This window comes from Trinickia terrae, assembly GCF_005144415.1.
Classification (GTDB): Bacteria; Pseudomonadota; Gammaproteobacteria; order Burkholderiales; family Burkholderiaceae; genus Trinickia_A; species Trinickia_A terrae.
The window spans coordinates 184,334-196,908 of the sequence record NZ_SWJE01000012.1; the positions used below are offsets into that span (position 1 = coordinate 184,334).

11 protein-coding genes and 1 pseudogene are annotated in these 12,575 nt (G+C 64.2%); 8 read left to right on the top strand and 4 right to left on the bottom strand.

Going from position 1 to position 12,575, the window contains the following annotated elements; genetic code table 11:
• Positions 1–100 precede the first annotated feature (100 nt).
• Positions 101–751, top strand: a complete 651-nt coding sequence (locus FAZ69_RS33360) for a hypothetical protein (protein ID WP_169708726.1) — start codon at positions 101–103, stop codon at positions 749–751.
• 237 nt (positions 752–988) lie between these two features.
• Here the strand turns inward: FAZ69_RS33360 and FAZ69_RS22050 are convergent, their stop codons facing one another.
• Positions 989–1,357: a hypothetical protein gene (locus FAZ69_RS22050; protein WP_136897211.1), complete on the bottom strand. Its 369-nt coding sequence runs from the start codon at positions 1,355–1,357 to the stop codon at positions 989–991.
• Between the two features lie 191 nt (positions 1,358–1,548).
• On the opposite strand from FAZ69_RS22050, the pseudogene FAZ69_RS34025 reads away from it, so the two are divergent.
• Positions 1,549–1,644: pseudogene (locus FAZ69_RS34025) on the top strand (transporter substrate-binding domain-containing protein); the annotation flags it as partial.
• Positions 1,645–1,859: 215 nt separating this feature from the next.
• Here the strand turns inward: FAZ69_RS34025 and FAZ69_RS22060 are convergent.
• Positions 1,860–3,194, bottom strand: coding sequence for an aminotransferase-like domain-containing protein (locus FAZ69_RS22060; protein WP_136897279.1), 1,335 nt, complete (start codon positions 3,192–3,194; stop codon positions 1,860–1,862).
• Positions 3,195–3,291: 97 nt separating this feature from the next.
• Between FAZ69_RS22060 and FAZ69_RS22065 the strand changes: the two genes are divergently transcribed.
• The 6 genes from FAZ69_RS22065 (at position 3,292) to FAZ69_RS22090 (ending at position 9,819) form a co-directional block, all read left to right on the top strand.
• A complete protein-coding gene (locus FAZ69_RS22065; RefSeq protein ID WP_136897212.1) occupies positions 3,292–3,894 on the top strand; it encodes a DJ-1/PfpI family protein in 603 nt (200 codons plus the stop codon).
• Positions 3,895–4,095: 201 nt separating this feature from the next.
• A complete protein-coding gene (locus FAZ69_RS22070; protein WP_136897213.1) occupies positions 4,096–6,036 on the top strand; it encodes an alkaline phosphatase family protein in 1,941 nt (646 codons plus the stop codon).
• 240 nt (positions 6,037–6,276) lie between these two features.
• The gene (locus tag FAZ69_RS22075; protein ID WP_136897214.1) at positions 6,277–7,080 is read left to right on the top strand and encodes an alpha/beta fold hydrolase; all 804 of its coding nucleotides are present in this window, start codon (positions 6,277–6,279) and stop codon (positions 7,078–7,080) included.
• A gap of 103 nt (positions 7,081–7,183) precedes the next feature.
• Complete coding sequence (locus FAZ69_RS22080; protein WP_136897215.1) at positions 7,184–8,149, top strand: SMP-30/gluconolactonase/LRE family protein; 966 nt, start codon at positions 7,184–7,186, stop codon at positions 8,147–8,149.
• A 37-nt stretch (positions 8,150–8,186) separates the two neighbouring features.
• Positions 8,187–8,876, top strand: coding sequence for a FadR/GntR family transcriptional regulator (locus FAZ69_RS22085; protein ID WP_136897216.1), 690 nt, complete (start codon positions 8,187–8,189; stop codon positions 8,874–8,876).
• A gap of 127 nt (positions 8,877–9,003) precedes the next feature.
• Positions 9,004–9,819 (top strand): NAD-dependent epimerase/dehydratase family protein, encoded by an 816-nt coding sequence (locus FAZ69_RS22090; RefSeq protein ID WP_169708728.1) that lies wholly within the window; start codon positions 9,004–9,006, stop codon positions 9,817–9,819.
• Positions 9,820–9,892: 73 nt separating this feature from the next.
• On the opposite strand, the gene FAZ69_RS22095 is transcribed toward FAZ69_RS22090, so the two are convergent.
• Together FAZ69_RS22095 and FAZ69_RS22100 are read right to left on the bottom strand one after the other, a co-directional pair.
• Positions 9,893–12,136, bottom strand: a complete 2,244-nt coding sequence (locus FAZ69_RS22095; RefSeq protein ID WP_136897217.1) for a TOMM precursor leader peptide-binding protein — start codon at positions 12,134–12,136, stop codon at positions 9,893–9,895.
• A gap of 84 nt (positions 12,137–12,220) precedes the next feature.
• Positions 12,221–12,574 carry a BMA_0021/BMA_0022 family TOMM bacteriocin gene (locus FAZ69_RS22100; protein ID WP_136897218.1) on the bottom strand — a complete coding sequence of 118 codons (354 nt, stop codon included), beginning with the start codon at positions 12,572–12,574 and terminating at the stop codon, positions 12,221–12,223.
• Position 12,575 lies beyond the last annotated feature (1 nt).

A 12,575-nucleotide genomic window follows, 5' to 3' on the forward strand; every position in this document is an offset into this window, starting at 1 on the left:
TCCGCCGCGACGAGCGCCGACGCTGGAAGCGGCGCTGCTGCGAACTTCGCGCTCCGCCTGGCGCGGGGCGATATCCCGTGAATCGCCAAGGACGTTACCCATGACGCAAACCGATCGCGTTACCCCCATCCCCGATGCCTGGGGTTTTGCCAAAGCGCTCGCGCAGGCGTGGAAAGTAAAACTCTGCCCGCTGCCGCGCTGGTGCAATCCAGCGCTCACACGCTACGACGCGCGATTTCGCGAAATGCCGACCGTGGACAGCACGAGTCTTGCACTGCGAAGTGCGGAAACGCTGTGCCTGCATTTCGCGAAATCGATCCTGCCCGTCGACGTGCTGCGCGCGTTCAGTGGCCTCGATGGGCGCTACGCATTGGCGCTGATCGCGTGCGGCGGCTCGCTTGCACCGTATCCCGATTTGCAACGAACAATCGGCATCGCCGAGTGGCAAGCGCTGCGCTGGCTGCATGCGCAACCCGCGTTCGCCTCGCTGGTCGAGCGTTACGAAAATGCGTTCTTCGACTGGTGCGCGGCCCAGGAAGCCGCCGAGGCGGAAGAGGCTGAGTCGGCCACTACCCGCCGATCGCCCGACGCCGGCGGCGACGCGTATCAGCCAAATGCGCGCGGATATTGGCATCGCTGCGTGCGGCGCATGTGCGGCACCTGGCGCACATGCGAGCCCATGCCAGGCCGGCCGGATGCATTCGCCGGCGTGCCGTGCGACGCCGATCCGCTTCCCATGAGCGGCGCGTAAAACCTTTCCTGATTCCCATTACGGCAATCGATACGACAACCGATCTTCCGGCCCGGGGCTTTCTTGAGGGCACCCCTAGCCGAATCCCGGCCAGACCTCTTGTTGCGTTCATCCTCGAACGCATCTTCCATGTGACGCCCTGCGAAGAAGGCTGTTGCATGTGCTGATCGATCTTCGCTGCCAGTCGGCGAAATTCATTCATGCTCATGCTTTGCCTACTCGAAAATTCTTCGACCATCATTGGACGGTGGTTTCGACCGCCAGTGAATCAAACTCAATGAACAATTCAGCGCCAAGTGTTGCTGTGATTGCCGCGATGTTCTTTCTAGGCTTGTTTCGCCCCCAGGAATACGAACTATCCAGTGCATCGAGCGCTCGCTTATATTCGTTCGCTTCAAAATCTGTCAGCACTTCCATCGAGGAAATGATGTTCTGTATCAGAAAATCGTTCACTAGACACCGCGACGCTCCCTTGAAAACTAGGCGTGCATGATCCTTTTTGTTGTCGAACAGCAGACGTAGCTCTACCTCGCCTACGTCCAGATCGGCGGCGACCCCCATCAGGTACCAGTCGTGGAACGACTCATACTTTTTGATTATTTCCATTGCATAGATCCTTTAAGGACTCCAAGGGCTGAACGGCACTACGTTGTCGCCGCCGTCTCTTGCACTGCCATTCCAGTTGTGGGCATGAGGTTGTAGGCCATTGTGAAATCTGACGCCGGTCAGTTGCAGATAATCCTAGCCCGCGGCGGTGAAATGCAGGCCGGCGCCGTCGAATGCAGGTCACTACAGATAGCTATGTGTCAGCGGCCGTACGTCGCGATGCCCGCCTTGGCATTATTGCCGGGCAGGTGCAGCATGAGTCGGCGAGAGCATCTGGCGTGCGCGAGGCACGGGAACACCGAATCCAACTGAATGGGTGATGCGCAATGCAGACCCAGCCAGTCGGCTATTAGCGGTCGGTCGAGAGGGAGCGGCGACGAAAGTTCAAAACCAAATTCCGCACCCGTCACAGCCAATGTCGAAGCTTTGAAACCGGCTATTGCCGGACGCTCAGCACCGCCATAAAAAGCGGGCACCGACACGACCGGCATAGCCAACTCAATCAATACATCTGGCCCTCAACCACCCGCTTAACAACCTGCAACGCCTCACGCAGCCTATCGAGCCCGACCGATCCAAGAGCCAAACGAACAGCATGCGGCACTTGCTTCGATGTCGCGAACGGCTCTGCCGTCGACACCGAAATCCCTTCCTCCAGCAGCGCCGCGGCCACACGATCGGCCCGAACCTCCAGCGGCAACGAGAGCCAGGTGAAGTACGACGCCGGATGCCCGGCTAGCATCAGCCCAGCCAACACTTTCCTCGCAATAACCTGCCGCGCGGCCGCATCGCGCCGCTTCTCGGCTTCGAGACGATCCACCGTGCCGTCGTCGAGCCAAGCGCAGGCAAGCGCCGTCACGAGTCCCGGCGTGTTCCATGTCGTGGCGCGGATGGCCCGCTCGAGCTTCGGCACCCAGGCGGCCGGAGCGGCGATAAAGCCGAACCGCAGGCCGGTCGCCACGCTCTTCGACAGACCCGAGACATAGATCGTCGCCTCCTGCGCAAGCGAGGCCAGCGGTGCAGGCGGATCTTTCTCCAGAAACGCATAGGCAGCGTCCTCGATAGCAATCAACCCGTGCCGCCGCACGATAGCCGCAAGCCGGCGCCGCCAGCTTATGCCGCTCACCCAGCCAAGCGGATTGTGAAGCGTCGGCATGACGTAGACCGCACGCACACGGCGGCGCGAGCACAGCCGCTCCAGCGCGTCCAGGTCGAAGCCCTGCCCCGCCGCCGGAATCGACGTCAATTCCAGGCGCAGCATCTCGGCAAGCACCTTGAATCCCGGATAAGTCAGTGAGTCGACCGCGACCACGTCGCCCGGCCCGAGCAGCGCCATCGCCGTCACCGCCAGGCCATGCTGCGCGCCGTCGACAACGAGCACGCTCGACGACTCGACAGCCAGCCCCCGGGACGCAAGGTGCCGCGCGACGCAAGCGCGCTCATGAAGCCGGCCGCCGTGCGGGCCATAGCGCAGCAAGGCTTCGAGATTGCCGCCCGCCGCGATCTCCCGCAATGCGCTGCTCAGCAGCTTGGCTTGCCCGGGCAGCGACGGGTAGTTGAAGTTCAGATCCACGACACCGTCGGCCACGGCATGCTGGTCAATGCCCAGGCTGCGCGGCAGCACGGTCTCGCGCACGAACGTGCCGCGGCCTACCTCGCCGCTGACCAAGCCCATCGATTCGAGCTCGGCATATACGCGTGTGGCCGTGACCAGCGCGATGCCGTGGCGCTCCGCGAGACGGCGGTGAGTGGGCAGGCGGGTGCCTGGCGGCAAATCGCCGGCGCGGATCTGCGCCGCCAGTTCGTCGACGAGCGGCTGATATCGGGCTTGGGTCATGGCGCGATGTACTAAGGACAATTTTTTGATTGTATTGGCCTTTGCCCCTAGCATGGCTCGCATCCCCACTCGGCCGGGCGGCTCGCCCGGAAACGCCATGCACATCGCCATCCTCACCTTCGACGGTTTCAACGAGCTCGACTCGCTCATCGCCCACGGCATCCTCAATCGCATCAAGAAACCCGGCTGGCGCGTGACGTTGTGCTGCCCGCAACAAGCGGTCACCTCGCTGAACGGCGTGACCGTTCAAGCCCAGTCGATGCTGGAGGATGCGCACACGGCTGATGCCGTGATCGTCGGCAGCGGGAGCCGCACGCGCGAGGTCGTCGCTCACGCGGAACTGATGGGCCGCCTGGCGCTCGATCCATCGCGCCAGCTGATCGCGGCGCAGTGCTCCGGCACGCTGGTCCTCGCCAAGCTGGGACTGCTCGGCAGCGTCCCGGCATGCACCGACCTGACGACGAAGCCCTGGGTCCAGGAGGCGGGTGTCGAGGTTCTGAACCAGCCGTTCTACGCACAAGGCAATGTCGCGACCGCGGGAGGTTGTCTGGCTTCGCCTTATATCGCGGGTTGGGTCATCGCTCGTACGGAAGGCATCGAGGCCGCGGCGTCGGCGCTGCATTACGTTGCGCCTGTCGGGGAGAAAGAGGCGTATGTGGAAAACGCCTTGAAGAATATTTCGCCGTACTTGCCGGGATGAAATGGTTAAACGGACGAAAGGTCACTGCACGGAAAGCGTAAGCATCGTCATGTGACACGCGAGAAACCGACTTTTTAGCGCCTCCTCTTCGTCATCCAGACGGTCTAGGGTTTCTGGGTTGTAACGCGCGGTAATGATTGTAGGGATTTTGTTCTGCTCGGCAATCAAGCAAGGAAGCCCGACCCGTCAATGGAGACATCCATGAGCCATGCATCAAGATCACGCATCCAACTGCATCCCGTTCAGACCCTATGTGCCGCGGTCGCCCTAGCGGCCGGCACGACCTTCTACTGTGCTGCCGCAGACAGCCAGTCTCAGCCTGCAAGCGATAACTCTTTGGCGACAACGACGCCGATCAAGCACGTCATCATCATCGTGGGCGAGAACCGCACATTCGATCATGTGTTCGGCGCTTATCAACCGCGAAGAGGCGAGAGCGTATCGAACCTGCTCTCGAAGGGCATCATTACCGCGGATGGCGCCCCTGGCCCCAACTTCTGGCTCGCAGCGCAATACACGGCCAAAGCAAGCAATCCGTCACGGTTTGAATTGAGTCCGGAATCGAAACATCCCTATCCGACGTTGCCGGCGCCGAACACGGGCTCGGCTCCGTCCGCTGCGAGCGATGCCAACCCGCCGCCATTTGCCACGCTCACGGCCGCACAAGCGGCCGAAGGCTATGCCCTCGACCCTAAAGACGTTGTTCATTTGACCACCGGTGCAACGGGGCTTCCGAATGACGTGCCCGATACACGCTTCGGATCGAACCTGTACAACTTGCCGAATGGACCTTTTCAAATTTCCCGCGTCGGGCCGAACTACGACCAGTACATGAATAGCCCGGTGCATCGCTTCTACCAGAACTGGCAGCAAGCCGACTGCAACGCGAATCGCGCAACGTTCGATAACCCGAGCGGCTGCAAGATGGATTTGTTCGCATGGGTCGAGACCACCGTAGGCGCCGGATCGAACGGCAAGCCGCAGCCGGCCAACTTCAACGATGAGTCCACCCACGAAGGCGCGACGGCCCTCGGGTTCTATAACGTGAACAGCGGCGACATGCCTTATTTCACGGAACTCGCGCGTCAATTCACGATCAGCGACAACTATCACCAGCCGGTGATGGGCGGCACAGGCGCGAACAGCATCATGATCGGTACGGCCGATGCCCTCTATTACACGGACAGCAACGGCAACGCAGCGACGCCACCTCAAAACGAGATCGAAAACCCGCGGCCGCAGAAAGGCACCAACAACTGGTATGCGCAGGACGGCTATTCGGGCGGCACGTATAGCAATTGCTCGGATCCCCAGCAGCCCGGCGTAGGCGCACTTCGTCACTACCTCGACTCCCTGCCGTCTCACCCCAATCCCAATTGCGCGCCCAACACGTACTATCTCCTCAACAACTACAACCCGGGCTACAACGGCGACGGCTCCGTCAATACGAGCGCATTCACCATTCCGCCTTCGCCGGTGAAAACGATCGCCGACACTCTGCTCAAAAGCAGCATTTCGTGGAAATACTACGGCGAGGGGTGGACCACATTCGTGGCCAATTCTCCAACGAGTGTCTACTGCAATATCTGCAACCCGTTTCTGTATGAAACGGCGATCATGGCCAATTCAAACCTGGTGGCCGCGCATCTTCAGGATACGACGAACTTGTATTCCGATATCGCGAACGGCACGTTGCCCGCAGTCTCCTTTGTGAAGCCCGGCGGGCTGCTCGATGGACACCCGTCGTCCTCGAAGTTCGGCCTCTACGAGGGTTTCGTGCACAAGATCGTCGATTCCATTCAGGCGAACCCCGCGCTATGGGCATCGACCGCAATCTTCATCACCACGGATGAAGGAGGCGGCTACTACGACTCCGGCTATATTCAACCGGTGGATTTCTTCGGCGACGGCCCACGCATTCCGTTGATCGTCGTTTCTGCGTATTCACGCGGCGGCCGGGTGTCGCATGATTATTCAGATCACGCGTCGCTGGTCAAATTCATCGAACGCAACTGGTCACTGGGTCCGATTACGTCGCGTAGCCGCGACAATCTTCCCGACCCCGTGCAACTGCCCTCCAACCCGTATGTGCCCGTGAATTCACCGGCGCTCAGCGATCTGTTCGGCGCGTTCCGGTTCTAATCCTTCACGCGCTCCGAAGGTGCTTGCTGTGGTTGCCCCGCTCGCATGAACGCGAGCGGCGCAGCCCGCCAGAAACGCGAGGGCAGCTACCACACCAATGGTCGAGAGTCTCGACATAAAGCGCGTTAGTCACTCCATCTGATATAAGAGTCATTTACCGGCTATTCGGCGGGATCGCGCTTTATATCGGAGTGCCGGAGAAAAACTCGAATTCGCGTGAATACGCTCCAAAGGAACCGCATGAGTTTCATCTCGGCTCAAGACATCTGGATCGACACGGCGGAAGGCAGGCTGTTCGCGAAGCGCTGGAACCCGGCACCCGAGCATTCCCACGGCGACGCACCCATCATGCTATTTCACGATTCGTTGGGCTGCGTCGAGTTGTGGCGTGACTTTCCCGAGCAACTTGCCCTTTCCACCGGCCGCAGCGTGATCGCCTACGACCGGCTCGGCTTCGGCCAGTCTGATCCGCACCGCGGCAAGCTGGAGTTCGACTTTGTCCGCAACGAAGCGCGCTCCGGCTTTCGCGCTTTGCTCGACGCGCTGCGGCTCGAAAGCTTCGTGGCGTTCGGCCATAGCGTCGGTGGCGGCATGGCCGTATGCTGCGCGGCCGCCCACGCGGCGCATTGCAACGCATTGGTCACCGAAGCCGCCCAGGCCTTCGTCGAAGATCGCACCATCGCGGGCATTCTCGACGCGAAGCAGGCGTTCCAGCAGCCGGGCCATCTCGACCGCCTGACGAAATATCACGGCGACAAGGCCGCTTGGGTGCTGAGCGCCTGGATCGATACGTGGCTGGCTCCGGAGTTCGCCGGCTGGAACCTGGACGACGATCTGCGCCACGTGCAGTGCCCCGTGCTCGCCATCCACGGCGATCAGGACGAGTACGGCTCCACGCGCCACCCCGAGCGCATTGCCGGCATGACCGCCGGGCATTCGGCCATCGAGATCCTCCCGAACTGCGGTCACGTCCCGCATCGCGAGGAGAGCGATGCCGTGATTCAGTCGGTGAAACGTTGGCTCGACGGTCTCGCGATCGATTGACAAGGCCCATGTTGTATTACAACATGGGCACAACTCCGCGCAAGACCGCCCGCCGCTGCATCAGCCGGGCGCCGCTTCGACGATTACGACCCAGGCTTTGACGATGACCGCATCCCCCGCAACCCCACCCACGCCGCTCGTCGACACGCCCCAAACGCAAGTCCGCCTTCTGGAAACGCACGACGCCCGCCGCTGCTCAGTCGGCGAAAGCCCGGTCTGGCGACCGTCGCAGGACGCGCTCTACTGGGTGGACATTCCGGCGCAAACCCTCGTCCGCTATGAACTCTCCCACGCGCGCCGCACCGAATGGCGGCTGCCGGAGCGCGTGGGCTGCATCGCGTTCGACCACCACGGCACCGTGCTGGCCGCGCTGGAAAGCGGACTCTTCGCGGTCACGCTGCACGAGCCTCCGAGCGACGCTCCCGCCCCGCAAGGCACGGCGCACACACGCCTCCTCGCCGCCGTCGCGCACGACGCCCCGCGCATGCGTTTCAACGACGGCCGCTGCGACCGCCAGGGCCGCTTCTGGTCGGGGACGATGGTGCAGGATGCCGCCGCGCCGCATCCCGCAGGCAAGCTGTACCGCTATGACACTCGCTCGGGCCTGTCCGCCCCCGTGGTCGACGGCCTGTGCACGCAAAACGGCCTCGCCTGGTCGCCTGACGGCCGCACGATGTACCTCTCCGACTCCCATCCGTCGAAGCGGCTGATCTGGTCCTTCGACTACGACATCGGCGACGGCGTCCCGGCCAATCGCCGCCTCTTCGCCGACCTGCACGACTACACCGGCCGCCCCGACGGCGCGGCGATCGACATCGACGGCTGCTACTGGACCTGCGCCAACGACGCGGGCCTCCTCCTGCGCTTCACGCCCAACGGCCGGCTCGACCGCAAGCTCGCGCTGCCGGCGGCCAAGCCGTCGATGTGCGCGTTCGGCGGGCCGGGCTTCGACACGCTGTTCGTAACGACCATCCGCCCGGACTCCGCGGGCGAGCACGACGGCTACGTATTCGCGCTGAATCCGGGCGTCGCCGGCCTGCCGGAGCCCGAGTTCGCAGGCACGCTGTAACCCCCGGCCAACCCCTCTTCTTCGCATACGTCCCACCATGGCCGAACAGAAATCGCCGCGCATGCCGGCGCGAATTTATGGCGACATACTCAACCGCATCATCGAGGGCGAGTACAAGGAGGGCGAGCGGCTGCCGACCGAGCACGCGCTCGCCGGGCGCTTCGCGACGTCGCGGCCGACCGTGCGCGAGGCGCTCGCCCAGTTGCGCGCGGACGGCATCATCGCCACGCGCCACGGCTCGGGAACGACCGTCGTGCGGCGTCCCGACCCCAACGTGCGCCGCTTCGCGCCACTCGAGACGTTGTCGGATATCCGGCGCTGCTATGAATTTCGCGTGGTGACCGAATCGGGCGCCGCTGCGCTTGCCGCCCGGGAGGCCGACGACGCCGACATCGCCGCGATCCGCCGCGAGTGGGACAACATGCAGGCCGTCGTCGAGGCCTCGGGCGTCGGCGCCAAGGACGACTTCGCGTTCCACCTCGCGATCGCGCGCGCAACGAAGAACGCGTTTTTCGTCGCCTCGCTGTCGGCGATCCAGGAGCAGATGCTGTTCAGCGTGAACCTATCGCGCAACCTGTCGCTGGTGAGGCCAATCGAGCGCCGGCAACTCGCCCAGCAGGAGCACCTCGCCGTGCTGGAGGCGATCCGGCAACGCGACCCGGAGCGGGCGCAGCGCGCCATGCGCGAACACCTCGAGTGCACGCTCGACCGTATGTTCGGTTCCTGAGCGCCGCGCCCGCACCAGGGAAAGCCCCGAGTCAGGCCGCAACTTGCTTGACAACTTTGCGTAGATAAATGACGATGTCTTACATGCAGCTCGTTTGCCCAGGCCTGCTTCAACAAGGATCCGAATCGTGAAGAAAGTTGCATTGTCCGGCGCGGCGGGCCAGCTCGGCCGCGTCTTGCGCAAAGCCCTGCTCGAGCGCGGCGTGAACCTGCGCTCGGCGGCCGGCTCGCATCCGCTCGAGCCGCTCGTCGACGGCGAAGACGTCATGCACGGCGACCTGCGCGATCCGGCCGTGGTCGACCGATTGATGCAAGGCGTCGACGTGCTGATCCACATGGCGGGCACGAGCGTCGAGCGGCCCTTGCCCGAGATCATCGAGAACAACCTGCGCGGGCTCGTCGAGGTCTACGAAGGCGCGCGCCGCCACGGCGTGCGCCGCATCATCTTCGCGAGCTCGAATCATGCGATCGGGATGCATTCTGTCGAGGACAAGCTCGCGCTCGACTGCGAGTTCCGTCCGGACGGCTTTTACGGCCTCTCCAAGATGTGGGGCGAAGGCATCGCCCGCCTGTACTGGGACAAGCACGGCATCGAAAGCGTCTGCATCCGCATCGGCAGCTGCGTCGAGAAGCCGGCCGAGTTCCGCCACCTGAGCACGTGGTTCGGTTTCGAAGACCTGCTGCACATGATCGATCAAGCGATCAACGTGCCGGATATCGGCTATCTGGTGGTCTGGGGCGTGTCGAACAACACGCGCAGCTACTGGGACAACGCCGGCGCCGCGCGCCTCGGCTATCGCCCGCGCCAGAACGCCGAAGACTATGCCGCGGAGATTCTCGCCAAGTCGAATCCGCTCGATGCGACGGCCCAGCGGTATCAGGGCGGCAGCTTCGCGAGCTACGACTACACGCCGCTGACGGAACGCGGCAACAAAGCGAACTGAAGCGCTCCGCCACGGCCGGCGATGCGCGGCCTCATGCGGCTCGCACGCGGCTCTGTTTCGCTGAGAAGCCAGCTCAGAGAAACAGCAGCGCGCCGTTCAACTCGTCTTCCCGGCGTGGACGATCCAGCCAGCCCTGCTCGACCGGCACCGAATACAAACGCGGCGCCCCAAAGCGCGGCCAGAAATGGCACAGGCCCGGCACGACGGCCTGGACGACCGGCAAACCGATGTCGGGCCGGGTCTTGTCGACGACCAGCACTTCCATGCCGCTCGATGAAAGCCGGCCCATGCATTGCTCGATTGCATCCTTGAGGTCGCGTGCGTCGAGGCCGGGCCGTGTCGACGGATCGACCGCGGGCAGCGCGGGAGCCGGATACAGAAAAGCGCTCGACGACAGCTTCGACGCGTCCCACGGAGGCGGGGCATCGGCCGTGACGTCGAGCAGTTGATTGACCTCGGTCAGCGCCCGCTGCACCGCGATATGGCTGTCGAGATGGCAGCCGAAGCCGATCGAAAAGCGCCCGCTCGCGGGATGCTCGGCCAGTGCGGCGACGACAGGTATGCCGAGGTCGTGCGTGATGTCGAGCGCCCAGAGGCGCCACCCCAGAGACGCGTATTCCGCGAGGAGAGCGTCGAACCAGGCATCGCGGAAGCTCGCCAGATCGATGCCGGGGCGCGGCGCCTGGTTGTACCACCAGATGGCCGTCGCATCGCGTTCGATCAGTTCGAGCAGGCCTTGCAGGATCGCCTCCTCCAGGCACGAACCCGCCGCACTGCCGTTCGGGTTGTGCACGCAGAACCGGAGGCCATCGGTTGAATCGGGCGTTTCGGCAAAGCAGTAGCCAAGCGGCAGCCAGCGGCGCGTCCCCGTGTTCAGCGACCATGCGGGCGTCCAGTCGATGACGTCGTCGGCGCAGAAGCGCTGCGGCACCTGCTTGCGCGCGTCGTCGGTCAATGCGTTGATGACGTCGCGGCGCTCGAACTGCTGCTCGCTGAACTGCTGGAGGTCGTTGACGTGAAGCGGCACGCCGCCGCCGTGCGCATCGCTCGTGCGCAAGGCGTTCATGCTGGCGCGCACCGACGCTTCGTCGCCCTGATAGACGCCGCTGAAGCGCTCAAGCGTCTCGCACAGCGCGCTGACGCGCGCCTGCTCATCGGTGCGGCCTTTGCCGGAGCAGATGCGGTCGAACCGGTTCGTGCACGGCATGCCAGGCGGAGAGACCAGATAGCCGGCCACGTACACCTTGCGCAGGCCGGCATGCCGCTTCGGCATCGGATGCAGATAGGCGATCGGGCCGCTGACCGGCGAGACGAGATGCCCGTAGCGCTGCATCACCTCCTGTGCGTTCGAAGCGCGAAATCCGCCTTCGCGCGACGCGAACGTCACGCCGGCGGCAAGCGACGGCGGACGCCCGGCCTGCTCCCGCATCCAGCGCGGATTGCCGCAGCGCGGACATTGCGGGCGCCGCGCCACGCGATGCGGCGCCGTTATCGACGTATCGAGGCGCCACGACAGGATCTGGCGGCGCGCCGCCTCACGGCGCGCATCGTCGACGGCGAGCTGCTCGGCCAGCGCCGCGACGAACGCGCTGACCGCGCCCATGCCCGCCCGCGTGTGCGCCGCCGCCGGACGCATCGCCGCATCGCCATGACGGCGCGCAAGCAGCATCTCCACCGGACGGTTCAGCGAGGTCCAGTAGCGTACGCAATCGATGCAGGGCGCGTCGTGCGCGGCGTCCGTGAAGGTCAGCAGTGGTCCGATCAGCGGCTGCACTCCGCCGGGCATCACGAGCAGCAGCGCACCGCCGCGCGCCGAGACGCGCTCGGCCAGCTCGTCGAGCTCACGCCGCGCATACGAATCGACGAGCGCAACGGTAAACGCCGCCTCCGGAACCACGTCGATGCCGCATGCCGCAAACGCGCGCTTCTGCGCCGACGCGTCGACGCCGAACGCCTCGACCGCCACGCTCAGTTGCCGAAGGCGCTCGCACGCCGCATCGCCGTCGAGCCCCGCCCGCTCGAAGAAGCCGCGCGCGGCGTCGAGCGCGGCGTCGGGCATGTCCGAGCGGACGTACGCGCGGCGCACCAGATGGTCGAGCGCCGCGAGCACCTGCCATGCGGAAAAGCCGGCCGCGAGCGCGTCGATCGTCTGGCCGATGGTCAGGCGATCGCGCAGGCAGGCCGCGACGCGCACGTAGACCGCGCCGCGCAGGACCGCGCGCTTGAACTCGTCGACGATGAACAGCGCGTCGGGTCCCGCGTCGAGCACCTGCAAGTGAGGCTTGAAGCGAAGCACGCGAGAAAAATCGTCGAGCATGGGCGTAGAGATGGGCAAAGGCGTGAACGGCAAGGCTGCCGCCCGGCGCGCCGGCGCATGGCGGCCGGCGCGGCCGGACGGCGCTCAGCAGCAGGTGAACAGGTAGTTCGGACCCGCATCGTTGTAGGCGGCGAGCGCGATGGCTTCCTCCCCGACATGCGCCGGACGCAGCGGCACGCCGAACGTCATCGCGTTGTGCGGCAGATTCCAGCTCTGCTCGGCCTCATCCCAGCCGTAGCCGGCCGGCGCCTCGCTGATCTTCAGGTCGATGATCCACGGGCATTGATAGTCGAAGTAGCGGGCCAGCGCATCGTTCGGATCTTTCAGCAGGACGGCCTTGAAGACCGGGTCTTCCCAGGAAAGCGCGATGGCGCGCAGATAGACTTCCTGGAATTCCAGCATCGACTCTTGCGTGGGGACGGTGTTGTTCGTTGACATG